The sequence below is a fragment of the Psychrobacter sp. AOP3-A1-26 genome, assembly GCF_052378235.1.
GTDB lineage: Bacteria > Pseudomonadota > Gammaproteobacteria > Pseudomonadales > Moraxellaceae > Psychrobacter.
In genome coordinates, this window is the sequence record NZ_JBQSXN010000002.1 from 1 (window position 1) to 17523 (window position 17523).

The following is a 17523-nucleotide window of genomic DNA, read 5'->3' on the forward strand; positions in this document are numbered from 1 at the left end:
TTCAACACCAATCGGACAAAGCAAACCAAGTATTCCTTCGACACCAATTGAGCCGAGCAAACCGAGCATTCCTTCAACACCAATCGGACCAAGCAAACCGAGTATTCCTGCTACACCAATTGAGCCGAGCAAACCGAGTATTCCCTCGACACCAATCGGACCAAGCAAACCGAGCATTCCTGCTACGCCAATTGAGCCGAGCAAACCAAGTATTCCTTCGACACCAATCGGACCAAGCAAACCAAGTATTCCTTCGACGTCAATTGGACCGAGTACACAGCTCAAATATCCAGAGCCAAAGAAAGATATCGCTGATGCGTATTTATTAGGGTTCTTTGACCACGCGGGCAGAGCAGGAGCGATTCGAGACATCCGTCCAGACCTAGTGGGTACTTTCCAAGCTATGATTCAGTTTGGCCAGAACCATACCGTTGACCCACAAGGCAACGAAGCAAAAAACATGCCGCGCCTGACGGCAGAAAAAGAAGCGCTGTTATTAGTGACGCCTACTCCTGAGATGGGTGACGTTACTAAGCTCGTGGCAGAAATCTATAAAGATGGAGCTTTATTACGCAGCGTCAACTTAGCTGATCCGACTCAAATACCAGCCACCGATCAGACCAATACCGATCAACGCCCTCGCGTTGCTTACAGTAATCGCGCATGGTCGACCAAGCTCAACTGGGACGAGGTAGAAGGTGGCCTCAAAATCCGCATTGTGGATGAGCAGAAGCGTAGCGGTGAATTGTTAGAAGATAAAATAGACTTTGCCGCACCAGGCGAGTTGGTATTGACTAATATTCGTCTGGGTATGCTAACGGATGCACCTCAATCTTGGGGTCATTACATGTTACGCGACCCAGAAAGAGCGGGTTCAGATTACTTCCAAACCATTCCAGCGGCACAAATGACCGTTGCTGTATATGACGACATGGAGCTTGATCGAGTGATGGTGGGCAATGGCACCATCTATGATTCGGTGAGTAACTCGAACGGTGGCGTTTATGATGGCGATATGCGTGAAAACACCGCAAAAGCGACCTTTGGTGTCGGTATGAACTTGGCCAATTGGGGCGTGACTAGCGCATCGCTACACAGCCAGGAGCAGCCACAGCTGACTCAAAACGTCAACGCGCATCATGCACGCGGTAAATATGCCAATGGCGAAGCTAACCACGGCTTAAGTGGTGGTAATGGTATGCTGACTATTATCGATTCTGTGGGTAATGAGTTTAGTCACGAAATCGGCCATCACTATGGCTTAGGTCATTATCCTGGTGCAGTAGGCGATGATCATTTCTGGGCCGAGCATCATGCCGATAGTGGCTGGGGTTATAACAGCCTAAGAAATAAAATGCGTGGCAATTTAGACTGGCCACGACAAGTTGAAGGTGATGGCCTCAGTGGCAAACCTCTTTTCTTGGCCACCTATGGCTATGGCCGCGACGCGATGTCTGGCGGCTCACAGAGTGGCGCTTATTCAGACTACACCCATTACACCGGCTACAGTACCAAGATAAAAATACAGCCAGCATTTGATCGGGCAGTATTCGACGCTGATTCACCGACGGGCTATAAAAAATGGAATGCTGAACTCAGAAAAATGGAAGTGTTCCAGCCTAAAGTACCGAGGTCTGGTAATGTTTGGTATAACAGTGCCGATGGTAATTACTTAAAAGCGCGCTTACCAGGTGTGCCGGTTTTCACCATCCTAGGCGGGTATGACCCTGTGGCGCAAAAAGGGATTATTTATCCTGAGGCACGTGGTAACTGGGGTAATGTTTTTGATTTACCGACGCCAAATAACTCGCTAGAAGCGGCAAGCTGCTGGTTAAACGTCACTTATAGTAACAAAGTTGACAACATTGCTTTAGCTCCTAATCGGATGAATGGCAATGCTAATAAATTCCATGTCAATTTAGCGATTGCTGAAGACCCAAAAAAGGTGGATTTGTACTGTAAAAAAGCCAATGAAGCACAAGTACAGCTATCGACAATTGATATTCGTCAATATAGCGATCCTATTAGACCAGCAGTTACCTTTGGTAAAGATTATGGCTATACGGCACTAAGAAAGGTGGAGTTACCAGAATTAGAGCAGCAACTTATCACCCAAGCAGAGAATCCGACGGTTGTTTTGGATGCCAAAGGTAAATTGTTATATGATTCTTATAAAGAGTATCGTGATGAGCTCAGCCCGCAAGCATTGGAAACATTAGAGCGTTATGAGCAGCAGCAAGAAACTCTAAATCGCTTAAACCGTTGGGTCAATGTGTATCGTACTGATTTAATCAAGAAAGAGCCTGAAGCACTCAACGAATTTCAGCAGTTTGTTAAATGGTTAGAGCTACAAGATGACAAACCTTTAGAAAATGTTACTACTATACGTAACGGCAACAACTGTCTTAAAGTTGAAAAACTAGAAGATGGCAAGCTAAATAGCTTTATTAGCGGTCCAAGTGGTTGTACTGGTGATGACTCTGAACAGTGGGTTTATGATGTTAAAGGTAAAATCCATAGTAAAATGGCATTGGATCAGTGCTTAACGCAGCAGAGCGCTTGGGTGGTTTTGGGTGCTTGTAGTATGGACTCACCAGCGCAAGTTTGGGAGATGCACGGTGCCGACCAAATAAAACAAGGCGGCAAATGCTTTGATTTGCGAACGGGTCATTTAGTCAATAACCGCGGAAGCTTGATTACTTACAACTGTAACGGTGGTTGGAATCAGAAATGGACGACGCTGACTAAAAATCCAAGCTTTATCTTAGCAACTGCTGGTAACAATCTACCTTTAATTGTGGATAGTCTGCAAAAAGAACCAGTAACGATGGATAATTTGCAAACGCGGTCATTAAGTATGGACAGTACAGAAGAGCCGTCAGTACTAGAGAAAGTAAGCACCGCGATAAGTACTTGGATTGAGGATCTGGTCAGTTAACAGATAGTCGCGGAAGCTTGATTACTTACTATTTTAATAAAATCTTGGCAAAATAGTTATCTGACAATCTACTATAAAAAAACAACTGTATAAATAAGCCCCTATTAATAGGGGCTTATTTTTTGCTAAATTTTTAATCGCTGCAAATTATATGCTAAGGTAATTTACTATTAAGGGCTTTATTAGTCAAAGCGCATCGATGCTTTTCATTATCAGTTCACTATAGTCAGTGAGAAGTAATATCGCTACATCACGTACTGCAGGTACCGTTTTTTCTTGCTTGCTGTGCCTGTGCAGACAGAGGCTGCAAAAAAACTATACCCGCAGTATCGTAGCGTTTTTAAAGTATTTTAACTATAGAACCATATAATAAAACTTAGGTTATTTTTGGAGCACATAACGTTGGATAATTCCCCTGAAAATGGCTTAATTAAACGACTACTTACAGTCATTGCGCAAGGAATGAAGCAGTTTATTCAGTTATGGTCGCTACAGACACTGACAGACCTGCCCGACCGTCTGAGGAATTTGTGGCAGCAGCTCATTGGTTCTTATTGGTTTATTCCAACAACTTGTGTCATCGCCGGTATATTGCTCGCGCCTTTATTGGTCACTATCGATCAACACTTTGACCGTGAAACAGTCAGAGAGATTACCTTTGCTTTTACGGGTGATGACGAGGCTGCCCGCGCCATTATGACCTCGATTGCAGGCGCAGTACTCGGCGTCGCTGGTACCACCTTTTCTATTACTATCGCTGTACTGTCGATGGCCTCCTCACAATTTGGCCCACGATTATTGCGCAATTTTTTGACCGACACCCCAAACCAATTTGTATTGGGCGCGTTCATTGGTACTTTTAGCTATAGTTTATTGGTTTTAAAATCCATCCATAAATATGACGTCGCTTTCGGTGTACCGCAGCTCGCAGTGACTTTTGCTATTATAATGGCCATTGTCTGTGCGCTTTTGCTGGTCTACTTTGTACAGCATATGGTGCATGCCATACAGGCATCACATGTGATTCAAGGTGCCAGCAATGATGCTATCAAAAACATTCACTACTGGTATAAGGATCATTGCGATATTCAACATCAACGTGATATTGAACATCATGATATCGAGCAGTTTCAGAATTGGCCTGCGACGCCCATTTATCCCCCAAAATCAGGCTACTTACAGCAAATTTATCTCGAATCTCTGGCGACACTGACACAAGATTATGGCGGTGTGGTGCAGATGCGTATCAACCTCGGTAACTACGTTACGGACAAAAACGTCATTGGTTATTTTTACCAGCGCCCAGTAGTTCATCCAACCAATCAGCAAAAAACAGCCACGCCACATTTAGCTGTGATACCACGCGCACCTGATGGCATGTTTTGGCAGCGCTTTGCTGGCTGCATACGTATCGAGCAACGATTGGCGCATTCTGATGATATTGCCTATAGCTTAGGACAAATGACTGAGATTGCCGTGCGAGCCTTGTCTCCTGGTATTAATGACCCAAAAACAGCGGTCAACTGCGTACAGTCACTGACCAGCTGCTTAAGTATCATGATGCGTCGTCAGCCTCCCAGCCCCTATCATTTCTATATACCAGCACAAGATAATGATGTTACACCCAAACTTGAGTCGAAACAGCAGCGACTGGCTATATTGGCCGTGGTCACCCACACACCTAAAATATCTGATTTCCTCAACACCTCACTTGGCGAAATACGTCGTTATGCAGCGGCTGATTTGATGGTGTTAAAGGCTTTATGTCAGGCAATAGTCGATCTCAATTATGCCCACATAAATAGTGCACAGCAGCAAACGCTGTTGCATGAATTAAAACTGATTGAGCGTGCTGGGGAAGACAATCTAAGCTATCAAGAATTGGTCGATGATTTAGTAGCCATGTGTCAACAAGCACAGGAATTTATTCTCAGTAATGACGCTCAGCATCGATATTTTAATTACGTTAGTGAGTTTGACGCTCATATCGCTCAAGCATTACAAACCCAATAAACATAAACCCTATTACACCCATTATTTGATATAGGTAGATCTTATAAAGACCAAAAAATAACTAAAATCAAACCTATTTAGTCTCTATAAGCGCTAAGCTTAGAGCAATTTCCCATACTCACCTGAGACCCTTTTCATGACCCCTACAAGCAGCCTGACTATACTCGAAATCAGCGCCATATTTTTATCTATCACTGCCTTACTGACTTATATTAACCATCGTTTTATTGGTCTACCGACCACGATTGGCGTAATGGTTATCTCCATTTTATTGTCTATTGGCGCCATATTTCTGGGTTTTTTAGGGTTCGATGAGCTTATTGATTATGAGATGAGCTTGTTGGCGCAGCTTGATTTCACTGAAGTATTATTAGACGGCATGCTTTCTATGTTGCTGTTTGCTGGTGCTTTACACGTCAACATTGGTGATTTAAAACGTTATCAGCTGCCCATAGGTATTCTTGCCTGCATTGGCACCATTGTCTCTGCGTTACTTATCGCGACCGCACTTTATTTTATGCTGCCATTGTTCGGCTTTGGTTTGCCATTTCTGTGGTGTTTATTGTTTGGGGCTCTGATATCACCGACTGACCCCATTGCTGTGATGGGCATTCTCTCATCCGCAGGTGCCCCAAAAAGTATCGAAACCGTCATCGCCGGGGAGTCTTTATTCAACGATGGTATCGGTGTGGTTATTTTTGTAATCTTACTTGGTATTTTATCGAGTGGTGATATCCCAACTGCCAATTATGTGGCGCATACGCTAGCGGTCGAAGCCGGTGGCGGCATTGTTTTTGGTTTTGTACTCGGTGCGATTTTATATTACATGCTAAAAAGTATCGACAGTTATCAAGAAGAGGTACTCTTAACCCTAGCAGGCGTGATAGGTGGTTATGCGCTGGCCAGCCATTGGCATTTATCAGGTCCACTGGCGATGGTGATGATGGGCTTGATGGTAGGTAATCGCGGGCGGGAGCTGGCGATGAGCGATAAAACTCGCCACTATATTGATTTATTTTGGGAATTAATCGATGAAATCTTAAACGCCATTTTATTTGTATTAATCGGCCTAGAAGTGGTGATGATTGCTTACTCAGGCAATTTATTTATCGCCGCTGGCTTAACGATTGTTATCGCCTTACTCGCTCGATTTATTGTCGTCGGTATGACCACCAAAACCTTCCATCGCCAGCTTGATTTGCCAACAGGCGCATGGAAAGTGCTGACATGGGGCGGATTACGCGGTGGCATCTCGGTTGCCCTGGTATTACAATTACCAATAGGCACCGAGCGCGATATTTTATTGGCATTGACTTATGCTGTGGTAATATTCTCTATCTTGGTACAAGGTTTAAGTGTTGGCAAAGTGGCCAAAAGTATTCGCACTGATGAAAACACAGCAAAGCTATAACCTATAAATAGTTTAAATTAAGTCGTTTTATTAGGGCGTGTTGAATATTCACAAATAGGCACTGCTGATTGATCGAATATTCAACACGCCCTAAAAGAAAAGCCTGCATAAGATAGTATTCTTACGCTGGCTTTTTCATGTATATTCAATTCTTTTAATAATCGTTATATCAGACCCTTCCGTTTCATATTACGATAAACCACAATGACGATAAAAATGTTCGAGACCAGTATTCCAAGTTTAAACCAGTCAAACGGGCTAGCAAAAAGATAATAGAGCTCGATAGGGATAAACACCCCATAACCCAGCACACCAAACCAATAGGCCCATGTTTTATCTTGCCACAAGCCATAGGCTTCAAGAAAGCGTAGACTGGCATAAGCGCATATTAATAATAAAAATACTGGCCAGTTTCTGCTTGCCTGCTGGGCGATGCGTACTGCGCTATCAACTTGCGCTGCCAACAGCTGACCGAAGTATTGTTGCCAAGAGGCGGTGGCAGTAGCGATCCAGTGCTCAAGATCACCATGCCACGACCACAAAGCCACTGCCCCTAATACCGCGCCTAGCCCTTTGACCACCTCATAGATTGCTACCGCTTTGATAGACTCACTGGAAGTACTGTGCGGCTTGTCTTTTTGGCTTATGTCAGCACTATTATCCTGCATATCTGACGGCAGACTGTCATCCTGTTTGGGCAATTTAGCCAAAGAACGTCTCCACAACGCGACCCTGTAGTTGCTGGTTAAAGAACGGCGTGTTTTTGCCATTCGACAGCATTGTTTCGGTGGTCACCTGCCATTCAAGGTTGGGATCAACCAATATTGCACCACCGATACTTTCGTATTGCTCGTCAATACCAGCGATTTTTGCAGGGTTAAGGCAGATTTTATCAACCAGCTGCTCTAAGGTTAATACCTCATCTTGCACCAGCTGACACGCCAGCGCCATAAAGGTATCAAAGTTTGAGATACCGGGAGTACTCTCAGCAAACGGTGCTTTTTTAGCCGTGCTATTTAGTGGCTCATGATGACTACAAATCGCATCGATAGTGCCGTCTTTTAGACCACGGCGAATCGCTTGCTGATCAGTATTACTACGTAGTGGCGGTAACACATAAGCTTGGGCATCAAAGCCTTCTAGGTTGTCATCGGTCAAATACAACTGATGCATCGCCACATCACAAGTCACGGGCAAACCTTTATCTTTGGCCCAGCGCATCAGCTCGATTGAAGACTTGCACGATAATTGACTAAAATGAGCAGCGATACCCGTCTCTTCTACCATTAACAACTGGGTAGATAAAGCGACCGTTTCGGCAATCCAAGGAATACCTTGCAAGCCATGATAGGAGGCAATATAGCCTTCGTGCGCCACGCCATCGCCAGACAAACTTGGCTCATCAGGATAAAAGAATACTTTCATGCCAAAAGTCGCGGCATACTCTAGTGTGCGCAGGAGTACCAAATCATTCTTAAAAGGTCTACGAGCGTTAGAGACAGCGATACAGCCGCCTTTTTTAAGCCCTGCAATATTAGAGGGACGTCCGCCTTCTAGCCCAGCAGTCAATGCGCCTAAAATATGCAGATAAATGCCGCCATCATCAAGCGCGCGCTCACGCAAGCCTTTTAATAATGAGCCATTTTCCAAGATAGGATTGGTGTCAGGTGGCGTCACCACATGCAAAAAGCCATTGGCACGAGCAGCACGCCCTTCTGACTCCAACGTACCATGCTGCTGTTGTCCCGGTTCACGCAAGCGGGCGCACAAGTCAACCAATGGGGGCAGCAACCACATCTCTCGCCCTGCTTCGAGATTAGCCAGTTTGTCAGTTACTGTACTTGGCAATGCACTTTGAAAGGTTTTTGGTAAGCAGTTAAGTAGCGTAGCGTCAGTGTTTATCATAGTGGTCATGAGCGTTGTTACCGTATTAATAAAATGGAGTGAATAAGAATAAAACAAGGTGGCCAGATATTAGGCAAATATTAACTACCAGTCGCTTGATGCGCGCGTTGACCTTCCATTGCCAGTGCCAGCACCGCCATACGAATAGCAATGCCGTTGTTTACTTGTTTTAAAATCACAGATTGGGTGCCATCGGCAACGCTGGAGGCAATCTCAACCCCACGGTTCATCGGCCCTGGATGCATAATTAGCGCATCAGGCTTCGCCAATGCCACGCGCTCTGGCGTAATGCCATAGTGTTTATAATATTCACTCGATGATGCCAATAGTGGTGAGCCGATACGCTCGTTTTGTATTCTTAACCCCATAATGACATCACAGTCAGTCACACATTCATTCATATTTTCATAAACTTGCACACCAAAGCGCTCAATACCTTTAGGTAATAACGTGCGCGGCGCACAGACACGAATGTCTTTAACCCCTAATGTTTGCAGCGCACTGATATCAGAACGAGCTACCCGAGAGTGCTTGATATCGCCAATGATAGCTACCGATAACTCCTCAAAAGGACGCGGTGCTTCACGGTGAATGGTCAGCATATCCAGCATACCCTGAGTCGGATGTGCGTGCCAGCCATCACCGCCATTAATAATGGCGATATCTGGCGTCACTTCTGTTGCCATAAAATGAGCCGCGCCTGATGCGGAATGCCGCACCACAAAAATATCTGCGGTCATGGCTTGCAAATTCCATAACGTATCGCGCAAGCTCTCCCCTTTTTTGGTACTGGAGCGTTCGATATCGATATTGAGTACATTGGCGCCCAAACGCTTTTCTGCTACTTCGAATGTGGTACGCGTACGAGTCGACGGCTCAAAAAACAAATTCATCACCGTGTAGCCTTCAAGTTCAGGGCGGTTGATAAGCTGGCCATTCTCATCAAAAAATGTCTCGGCTTTGGCAATAATCGCTTGCAGCTGTGCTTTGTTAAGGCCTTCTACGCCCAGAAAATGACGAATCGTACCATCATTATTGAGCTGTGGACGACTTAACGATGTATCGAGCTTTTGATGAATAACATTGGGATCAAGTTTTGTATAATCAGTCGGTGAGATTGTATCTGTTGAACGGCTATCGATAGGTTTTGACATAATGACCTGTCTGTATTTTAAGTTTGTATGAGTCTATATTAATCATTTATTCATCTTTATTCGAGCATTTATAGCAGATGCGCACAGATACGAGGACATTTTGGCGCTTATTTGCTACAATTTACCCCATGCCAAATAGACTCGGTAGTCCTGTTGGATAATACCCATCCATTTTGAGCACCACCATCAAAAATCAGCCCTTTAAAACATCAATGAATAATAATAGCGATAGTGTAGCTGATTTTATGGTCAGGACAAAGATGCCATACAGGCTATTTAAAAATTTGCCCGTTTAAGATGGTTTAATGCTCTTTTCTCTGATTATTACCTATTCCTCTACTTTCAGTACCATTTATCTATCCATGTCATTTATTAGGAAGCACTATGACGACCTTAGCAAATTATCTAAATAGCCATGCAACCAGTCCTGCGCTCAACGATATCATTACGACCGTTACTGACGTCGGTAAAACCATCTCACAACTACTCAGAAAAGGGGCTCTAGCAGATATCCTTGGCGAAGCGGGCAATCAAAATGTACAAGGTGAAGACCAAAAAAAACTAGACGTGCTGTCTAATGACTTACTATTAGAGGCTTTAGCAAACAATACGCATTGTGCAGGTGTTGCTTCAGAAGAACTCGATAATGCGACCCCAGCCAATGCTGATGGCAGTCTCTTGGTGTTATTTGATCCCCTTGATGGCTCATCCAATATCGATATCAACATGGCCGTTGGCACTATCTTCTCCATTCTACCGTATCAGCGCCAAGGTCAAGTTAGTGAAAACAGTGATTTTTTACAGGCGGGCAATCAACAACAAGCAGCGGGCTATTTATTATACGGCACCTCTACCGTACTAGCACTGACCATCACTGATAGCGTGGTTATGTTCAGCTTAGACCCAGATACGAACGAGTATGTGCTGATAAAAGACAATGTGCAAATCGACGCCGATACCAGCGAATATGCCATCAATGCCTCAAATTATCGCTACTGGCGCGCGCCAATGCAACAGTATATCGACGAGCTCATCGCAGGCGAGACAGGGGTGCGTGGTCGAGACTTCAATACTCGCTGGGTAGCTGCAATGGTCGGTGACGTGCATCGCATTTTATGTCGCGGTGGCCTCTTCACTTATCCGTTTGATACCAAGTATGCCAATAAAGCGGGCAAGCTTCGCCTGATGTATGAAGCCAACCCCATGAGTTTACTCATCGAGCGCGCGAGCGGCGGCGCAACGGATGCGGTCAATCGTATCTTAGATATAGAGCCAACCGATATTCATCAACGTGTGCCTGTGGTGCTGGGTAGCAGAAACGAAGTCGATTATGTTAAAAAACTACATTTAGCTCACGCTGAAAAATAAACCCTCCTATCTACTGTGATAATGACCCGCACAAAGCCAAGTATATAATACACTTTATGTGGGTCATTTAAATTCTTAATATTTTTCTCTAAGCGATCCATTATGGTAGCAAATCCCACCGAGCTTATTACCTCAGATAAGAATACAACGGTCAAGCTAGTCAAAGCACTATTGACGCAAGCCCGCCAGCGCAAAAAACACGAACAAACGGTAATCGAGGGCGTCCATCTTATCGATGCAGCGCTACGTAGTGATTATCCGTTCGTGCAGATACTGCTTGCAGAGGCAGCTCAGCAGCATCCCGAAGTTCAGCAAATCTTATCTCGCCTGCCAACTTATACACCGATTTTGATTTTGACCGACGCGCTTTATGCAAGCATCCGTAGTTTGGGAACTGGTATTGATATCATGGCAATCCTTAAGGTGCCAACGCCTAGTTTATCAATGATAAATAATGACTGCCTGATTCTCAATGATGTGCAAGACAGTGGCAATGTCGGTACGCTATTACGTACCGCCGCAGCCGTTGGTATCCAAAACATACTTTGTACCAGTGCCACGGCGCAAGCTTGGTCACCGAAGACATTGCGTGCGGGCATGGGAGCGCAGTTTGCGTTAACTATATATGAAGGTTTAGAGGTACAAGATATTTTAAACCATGTGCAAACGCCGCTATTTGCGACCAGCTCACATACCGATACGGTCATTTATCAGCATGATCTGAAGCAGCCAGTCGCTTGGATTATGGGTCATGAAGGTCAAGGAGTTTGTGACGAGCTAATGCAATGCGCTACCCCTATCGCCCTGCCACAACCAAATGGTCAAGAAAGCCTTAATGTCGCGATTGCAGGCTCGCTATGCTTATATGAGACGCTACGCCAAAGAAGCTATAGTCAGTGAGAAGTAATATCGCTACATCACGTACTGCAGGTACCGTTTTTTCTTGCTTGTTGTGCCTATGCAGACAGAGGCTGCAAAAAAACTATACCCGCAGTATCGTAGCGTTTTTAAAGTATTTTAACTATATAGCTAATACCGCCAACTAAATCAGCACTATTTTTATATAAAAAAGCCCGCTATCAACAATAGCGGGCTTTTTCTATTTCATTTTAATAAAAGCAATTAAACCTTGCTGGTTAGCTCAGGCAGCGCTTCAAACAAATCAGCTTCTAAGAAGTAATCCGCAACACTAGCGATTGGTGCTTCTGGGTCATTGTTGATAGCAACGATGACTTTAGAATCTTTCATGCCCGCTAAATGCTGAATGGCACCTGAGATACCAGCAGCGATATACAAATCTGGCGCTACGATCTTACCTGTTTGTCCGACTTGCATATCGTTTGGCACATAGCCAGCATCCACTGCCGCGCGTGATGCACCAACTGCTGCACCCAATTTATCAGCTAGTGGATCGATATATTTAGTAAAGTTCTCACCGTTTGCTAAAGCGCGGCCACCAGATATAACGATTGACGCTGAGGTTAATTCAGGACGGTCAGATTTGGCCATCTCTTCATTAACAAAGCTTGATTTGCCAAGCTCTTGCACATTGTCGATTGTTTCGACAGTGGCTGAACCACCCTCGCTTGCTACTGGATCAAAAGCAGTAGTACGTACGGTTAGTACCACTTTATCTTCTGATGTTTTTACCGTTGCGGTCGCATTACCCGCATAGATAGGACGCTCAAACGTTTGAGTGTCTACTACAGCAGAGATTTCTGACAGCATACTGACATCAAGCAAAGCGGCGACACGTGGCATAAAGTTTTTACCAGTGGTCGTTGCGGCAGCGATGATATGGCTATAGTCACCCGCAATATCAGCGACCAATAATGCCACGTTGCCTGCCAACTGATGCTCATAAGCAGCATTGTCTGCTAACAGTACTTTGCTCACGCCTTCCGCTTTTGCTGCTTCATCAGCGACTGCTTGGTTACCACTACCAGCGACTAACACATGGACGTCATCACCCATTTGTTTCGCAGCAGCGATGGTGTTCAAAGTTGCCTTTTTTAGACTGGCATTGTCGTGTTCTGCATATACCAAAATTGCCATTGTTTTAATCCTTTATTTGTTCGTATTATCTATTCATGCGGTTGTTTGTGTACAAGGTCAATTTTTCAGCCAACATTGAATCAACCGACTGAGATATATAACCTTGTACATGATATGCCATAGCGAAGTATTAGATTACTTTTGCTTCGTTCTTTAGCTTATCAACCAACTCGTCCACTGAACCTACTGTAATACCAGCTTTGCGTTCAGCAGGTGGCATAACTTTAATAATCTCTTGCTTAGAGGCCATATCAACACCAAAATCAGCTGGCGTTTTTTCATCAAGCGGTTTCTTCTTCGCTTTCATGATGTTAGGCAATTTAGCATAACGTGGCTCATTCAGACGTAAATCAGTCGTGATAACCGCTGGTAAATCAAGGGCAACAGTTTGTAAGCCGCCATCGATTTCGCGAGTCACATTGACTTTATCGCCTTCAACTTTCACTTCTGATGCAAACGTGCCCTGACCGATACCCATCAATGCTGCTAGCATTTGACCGGTTTGGTTATTATCGTCATCAATCGCTTGCTTACCTAATAAGATAATATCGGTAGACTCAGCTTCAGCGACATTCTTAAGTATTTTAGCGACTTGTAATGGATAAGGCTTATCGTCAGTCAATACTAATACACCGCGATCAGCGCCCAATGCTAACGCCGCACGAATTTGTTCTTGCGACTCTTTTGGACCAATTGATGCGACGATGATTTCATCAATCACGCCCGCCTCTTTTAGACGAACCGCTTCTTCTACGGCGATCTCATCAAAAGGGTTGATTGACATTTTAGTGTTAGATAAGTCTACGCCAGAGTTATCAGCTTTTACACGAACTTTTACGTTGTAATCAATGACACGCTTGACCGCTACTAATGCTTTCATACGTTCCTCGTTTATTAATGTTATGAATTAAAAATTGTCAGTTAAGAAATTATCGATTAAGAACCAAAGGTTTATTGTTTCTCAAGTTGTGGTTCAAATTGTCGTTCAAAATGCTACTTAGGGTTGTTACTGCAGCAGCAGAAAATCGTTAATATCAAGCAAAATAAAATAACACCAAAAACATAGTGATATTATATGCTCTATTAATACTACCTGCTAAAGCTAAGCCAACCGTTATTATCAGACCCATATATCTTGCGTGAGCACAGACATAAGGTCAAGACAACGCCGTGAATAATGCGTCATAAATTTGTCACCATTCCATAATAAATAGTTTATAAGCGCGCAATTTTGCACTTTACGCTTACTATTATTACTGACCTTCTACTCTTTTATAGCACGCTTAGCCCTTTGCGCACTTAATACCTTGTTATTATTTATCTCTTTGAGTATATTTAAGTAAAGTGTTTGAGCCATATTATAATACTATGATGCGCTGTTATTGGGCGTAATCAGCAGCTCGCTATCCCGTATATCATCGAATAAAGACCAGTCTGGCGTTACGCCGTCACTTTTTAGAACGCTCATATCACCAGTGGTTTCCATAATTACGGCAAACACTTCAGCTTTAGATTTGATACCGTTCTTGCGCAGCACTTCTTACACATCACTGGTACTCAAATTAGCCTCTTTTAAATTATCCCAAAGATACTCACCGTGTGCCATCAGTATTATGGCCTGATTGTCTATCAAAGACTTAAATGGCTTAACTTTACGTCTAATAATCGAAATAACACCCTGAATCACAAACAGCACAGCAACAGCAAATAAACCTTGAGATAAGGAAGGGGTATCTGACAGTACCGTGGAAGCCAGTATGCTACCAATACCGACAGTCATCGCAAAGTCATGACTTGAGAGCTTAGAGAAGCTGCGCAACCCCATCAGGCGTGTGAACACCATCAAACCCAGATAAAACCCTATGGCAGATAAAGAAATCCCTAGCACTTGCTGCGAATCAATCGAAAACCATGTCTCCCACTGCATAAAGTGACCTTACTTTGCTACGTCTTTATTGAATGAATAAACTTATACCAAACCCAAAAAGTAAGATTAGCTGCGTCAAACTCGTTTAGTCTACAAAGCGTAGTACTTACACTCGTTTTCCTTGCCACTCTAATTTTTGTGAATGGTATTATATGCTTCCTTCTCTCAACGAAAGATGAAAGGGCATAAAAAAAGCAACCTGATGAGAGGTTGCTTTTTTTTAAAGTCGAAACAGTATTTTTATTGTTTTAACAAACAAAGTAATCAATGCGTATTAATAATCTGACTATTATTAAGTTAACTGAAAAATCAGCTTCCTTAATATTAAGTGAGATTAGATAGCTTCGATTTGCTCAGCTTGTGGGCCTTTTTTGCCATCACCTAAGATGAAAGACACTTTTTGGCCTTCGGCTAGGGTTTTGAAACCGTTACCTTGGATAGCGCTGTAGTGAGCAAATACGTCTTGTCCGCCATTGTCTTGAGCGATAAAACCAAAACCTTTAGCTTCATTAAACCACTTTACAGTGCCTTCAACTTTATCTGACATAAATTTTCCTAACTCTTTAACTGTTGGCGAGACGTGTGTCATCACCGATTAATTGATATATACCCAAATAAACTTCTGCTAAAAGCAACAATCAAAATTGTTAAATTACCTTGCGGAATCCTTAATATTTTGACCTAAATCTTTCGGGTACAAGCTGATTATAGCAGCTTTTGATAAGTGCAACAGGGTAAATTGATGATTTTTGTAAACAGTTAAAAGTATTTTTATAAGTGGACAAAGTAAACAAGTAGGCCGTCAATACATTGATATAAAAGATGTTTTTATCAGCTTAGATTTTTTCTAAATATAAAGAGAAGGGTCTAGCTAATAAACAATGCTACTAAATAACTCTAATTAGCTATTACTTACAAACTGCTTATTGAGCGATTGGTAACCACGGTGCACTTAATACCAATAAACACAGCGCAAAAAATATCAACGAAAATGACTGGCTATAAGCAATGTATTTAGGAGGTATCACCAAATCTTTAGGAGAATCTGGAATACCTTTGCGTTTTAACAGTCGCGTGCCATATATCCAGCCAAAAGTGGTATAAATACCATAGGCAGCAGGTACTGTGACCGCCAGCGGTGTCAGGTCAAGCACATATAACATGACGACAGAAATAAAGAACCAGAGCGTATCTAGAAGAGAGCTGACTTTGAAGAATTTAGATTGGGGTAGTTTGCCATCGGTTTTTTTGAGCATCTCCCCTTCTATCCATATTAAAACGGCCACCACAGCGCTAAGAGTAATATACACGAATTGCGGCGTTAGCCAGTCAGGATAAGATATTTGCACAACACACAACCTGTAATCTAAAAAAAGAAGATGGGAGCATCATTTGTACTGATGGTTTAAAAATACGCGAGAATAACGCCAACTGCTTTTTTGCGTAAACCGTTAATGAATACAATGACGCCTGCCTATATTGGGTAGCTATTATTGATTTTCAACCCGAATAGACAGCCAATGACGAAAACACTTATCAAATATCGTCCATGAAAAATCCCACGCTATCGTATGATAACGCGGGATTTTTTTGGACTAACTAAGTTTATATGGTTCAATATCGACTTAGTTTTTGTCTTTATCGATGATTTTGTTACCACCAATCCAAGGCATCATGCCACGTAGCTTGGCACCAGTCAGTTCGATGTCATGCTCAGCGTTGTTACGACGACGCGCCGTCATTGATGGATAGTTGGTTGCGCCTTCAGAGATGAACATCTTCGCGTACTCACCAGATTGAATACGTTTTAGGGCATTGCGCATGGCTTCGCGTGACTGCTCGTTGATGACCTCAGGACCAGTCACATATTCGCCGTACTCAGCGTTGTTACTGATTGAGTAGTTCATGTCAGCGATACCGCCTTCATACATCAAGTCAACAATAAGCTTTAGCTCATGTAGGCACTCAAAGTAAGCCATTTCTGGGGCATAGCCTGCTTCTGTTAGCGTCTCAAAGCCCATTTTTACCAGCTCTACTGCGCCGCCACAAAGAACTGCTTGCTCACCAAATAGATCCGTTTCTGTTTCATCTTTAAAGGTAGTTTCGATAATACCTGAACGACCACCACCAACACCAGCCGCATACGATAGCGCCAATTGCTTGGCTTGACCTGATGCATCTTGATAGATGGCGATCAAATCTGGAATACCACCGCCTTTAGTGAACTCTGAGCGAACCGTGTGACCCGGTGCTTTTGGGGCAACCATGATGACGTCAAGGTCGCTACGCGGCTCTACTTGGTTGTAGTGAATGGCAAAACCATGAGCGAAAGCCAAGGTAGCACCTTGCTTGATATTCGGCTCAATCACGTCACTATAAAGCTCTTTTTGGAACTCATCAGGCGTTAAAATCATGATGACATCAGCGGCTTTTACCGCTTCTTCTACTTCAGCAACTTTTAGACCAGCGTTTTCAGCTTTCTTCCATGAGCCTGAGTTGGCACGTAGACCAACGGTGACGTCGACGTCTGAATCTTGTAGGTTCAGCGCGTGCGCATGGCCTTGTGAACCATAACCGATAATAGCAACTTTTTTGCCTTGGATAATTGATAGATCACAATCTTTATCATAAAAAACGTTCATAAATAGAGTCCTTTTCCTGAATCATGGCGTGCCATGGATAAATAAACACTCAGATCACAGTCACTGTACTAAAGTGACTGGCAAAATAAGCGCTATGTTAAGTGTTGAAT

15 protein-coding genes and 1 pseudogene are annotated in these 17523 nt (G+C 43.4%); 5 read left to right on the top strand and 11 right to left on the bottom strand.

The window, feature by feature from the left end:
• Positions 1–372, bottom strand: a pseudogene (locus ACT3TU_RS00535) (hypothetical protein); the annotation flags it as partial.
• A 31-nt stretch (positions 373–403) separates the two neighbouring features.
• On the opposite strand from ACT3TU_RS00535, the gene ACT3TU_RS00540 reads away from it, so the two are divergent.
• From ACT3TU_RS00540 to ACT3TU_RS00550, 3 genes are all read left to right on the top strand, one after another.
• Positions 404–2938 carry a M66 family metalloprotease gene (locus ACT3TU_RS00540; RefSeq protein WP_318779298.1) on the top strand — a complete coding sequence of 845 codons (2535 nt, stop codon included), beginning with the start codon at positions 404–406 and terminating at the stop codon, positions 2936–2938.
• Positions 2939–3340: 402 nt separating this feature from the next.
• Complete coding sequence (locus tag ACT3TU_RS00545) at positions 3341–4951, top strand: DUF2254 domain-containing protein (RefSeq protein WP_444783909.1); 1611 nt, start codon at positions 3341–3343, stop codon at positions 4949–4951.
• A 136-nt stretch (positions 4952–5087) separates the two neighbouring features.
• The gene (locus tag ACT3TU_RS00550) at positions 5088–6362 is read left to right on the top strand and encodes a cation:proton antiporter (RefSeq protein ID WP_192523692.1); all 1275 of its coding nucleotides are present in this window, start codon (positions 5088–5090) and stop codon (positions 6360–6362) included.
• Between the two features lie 164 nt (positions 6363–6526).
• On the opposite strand, the gene ACT3TU_RS00555 is transcribed toward ACT3TU_RS00550, so the two are convergent.
• The 3 genes from ACT3TU_RS00555 to ACT3TU_RS00565 all read right to left on the bottom strand — a co-directional run bounded on the left by ACT3TU_RS00555 (position 6527) and on the right by ACT3TU_RS00565 (position 9421).
• Positions 6527–7072, bottom strand: coding sequence for a DUF2127 domain-containing protein (locus tag ACT3TU_RS00555; protein ID WP_225736924.1), 546 nt, complete (start codon positions 7070–7072; stop codon positions 6527–6529).
• A complete protein-coding gene (locus ACT3TU_RS00560; RefSeq protein WP_444783910.1) occupies positions 7065–8276 on the bottom strand; it encodes a dihydroorotase in 1212 nt (403 codons plus the stop codon). The genes ACT3TU_RS00555 and ACT3TU_RS00560 overlap by 8 nt, the downstream gene beginning before the upstream one ends.
• 71 nt (positions 8277–8347) lie before the next feature.
• Positions 8348–9421, bottom strand: coding sequence for an aspartate carbamoyltransferase catalytic subunit (locus tag ACT3TU_RS00565; RefSeq protein ID WP_192523689.1), 1074 nt, complete (start codon positions 9419–9421; stop codon positions 8348–8350).
• A 384-nt stretch (positions 9422–9805) separates the two neighbouring features.
• On the opposite strand from ACT3TU_RS00565, the gene ACT3TU_RS00570 reads away from it, so the two are divergent.
• Both ACT3TU_RS00570 and ACT3TU_RS00575 read left to right on the top strand, forming a co-directional pair.
• Positions 9806–10789, top strand: coding sequence for a class 1 fructose-bisphosphatase (locus ACT3TU_RS00570; RefSeq protein WP_192523688.1), 984 nt, complete (start codon positions 9806–9808; stop codon positions 10787–10789).
• 102 nt (positions 10790–10891) lie between these two features.
• Positions 10892–11689 (top strand): TrmH family RNA methyltransferase, encoded by a 798-nt coding sequence (locus ACT3TU_RS00575; RefSeq protein WP_192523687.1) that lies wholly within the window; start codon positions 10892–10894, stop codon positions 11687–11689.
• Between the two features lie 222 nt (positions 11690–11911).
• Here ACT3TU_RS00575 and ACT3TU_RS00580 read toward each other — a convergent pair whose 3' ends face one another.
• The 7 genes from ACT3TU_RS00580 to ilvC form a co-directional block, all read right to left on the bottom strand.
• Positions 11912–12844, bottom strand: a complete 933-nt coding sequence (locus tag ACT3TU_RS00580) for an electron transfer flavoprotein subunit alpha/FixB family protein (RefSeq protein ID WP_192523686.1) — start codon at positions 12842–12844, stop codon at positions 11912–11914.
• Between the two features lie 130 nt (positions 12845–12974).
• Positions 12975–13724, bottom strand: a complete 750-nt coding sequence (locus tag ACT3TU_RS00585) for an electron transfer flavoprotein subunit beta/FixA family protein (RefSeq protein ID WP_192523685.1) — start codon at positions 13722–13724, stop codon at positions 12975–12977.
• A gap of 486 nt (positions 13725–14210) precedes the next feature.
• Positions 14211–14381 (bottom strand): hypothetical protein, encoded by a 171-nt coding sequence (locus ACT3TU_RS00590; RefSeq protein WP_444783911.1) that lies wholly within the window; start codon positions 14379–14381, stop codon positions 14211–14213.
• A gap of 3 nt (positions 14382–14384) precedes the next feature.
• Positions 14385–14771 (bottom strand): DUF421 domain-containing protein, encoded by a 387-nt coding sequence (locus tag ACT3TU_RS00595; protein ID WP_444783912.1) that lies wholly within the window; start codon positions 14769–14771, stop codon positions 14385–14387.
• A gap of 334 nt (positions 14772–15105) precedes the next feature.
• Entirely contained in the window at positions 15106–15318 is a 213-nt protein-coding gene (locus tag ACT3TU_RS00600) for a cold-shock protein (protein ID WP_057758834.1), read from the bottom strand.
• A 376-nt stretch (positions 15319–15694) separates the two neighbouring features.
• Positions 15695–16120 (bottom strand): hypothetical protein, encoded by a 426-nt coding sequence (locus ACT3TU_RS00605; RefSeq protein WP_192523683.1) that lies wholly within the window; start codon positions 16118–16120, stop codon positions 15695–15697.
• 276 nt (positions 16121–16396) lie between these two features.
• Positions 16397–17413 carry a ketol-acid reductoisomerase gene (gene ilvC, locus ACT3TU_RS00610; protein WP_192523682.1) on the bottom strand — a complete coding sequence of 339 codons (1017 nt, stop codon included), beginning with the start codon at positions 17411–17413 and terminating at the stop codon, positions 16397–16399.
• Positions 17414–17523 lie beyond the last annotated feature (110 nt).

What these genes read in the sequence shown, in the direction of transcription:
- ACT3TU_RS00540 (WP_318779298.1), top strand. Translation starts at nt 404, where the DNA reads ATGATTCAGTTTGGCCAGAACCATACCGTTGACCCACAAGGCAACGAA.
- ACT3TU_RS00550 (WP_192523692.1), top strand. Translation starts at nt 5,088, where the DNA reads ATGACCCCTACAAGCAGCCTGACTATACTCGAAATCAGCGCCATATTT.
- ACT3TU_RS00560 (WP_444783910.1), bottom strand. Translation starts at nt 8,276, where the DNA reads ATGACCACTATGATAAACACTGACGCTACGCTACTTAACTGCTTACCA.
- ACT3TU_RS00565 (WP_192523689.1), bottom strand. Translation starts at nt 9,421, where the DNA reads ATGTCAAAACCTATCGATAGCCGTTCAACAGATACAATCTCACCGACT.
- ACT3TU_RS00570 (WP_192523688.1), top strand. Translation starts at nt 9,806, where the DNA reads ATGACGACCTTAGCAAATTATCTAAATAGCCATGCAACCAGTCCTGCG.
- ACT3TU_RS00575 (WP_192523687.1), top strand. Translation starts at nt 10,892, where the DNA reads ATGGTAGCAAATCCCACCGAGCTTATTACCTCAGATAAGAATACAACG.
- ACT3TU_RS00580 (WP_192523686.1), bottom strand. Translation starts at nt 12,844, where the DNA reads ATGGCAATTTTGGTATATGCAGAACACGACAATGCCAGTCTAAAAAAG.
- ACT3TU_RS00585 (WP_192523685.1), bottom strand. Translation starts at nt 13,724, where the DNA reads ATGAAAGCATTAGTAGCGGTCAAGCGTGTCATTGATTACAACGTAAAA.
- ACT3TU_RS00595 (WP_444783912.1), bottom strand. Translation starts at nt 14,771, where the DNA reads ATGCAGTGGGAGACATGGTTTTCGATTGATTCGCAGCAAGTGCTAGGG.
- ACT3TU_RS00600 (WP_057758834.1), bottom strand. Translation starts at nt 15,318, where the DNA reads ATGTCAGATAAAGTTGAAGGCACTGTAAAGTGGTTTAATGAAGCTAAA.
- ilvC (WP_192523682.1), bottom strand. Translation starts at nt 17,413, where the DNA reads ATGAACGTTTTTTATGATAAAGATTGTGATCTATCAATTATCCAAGGC.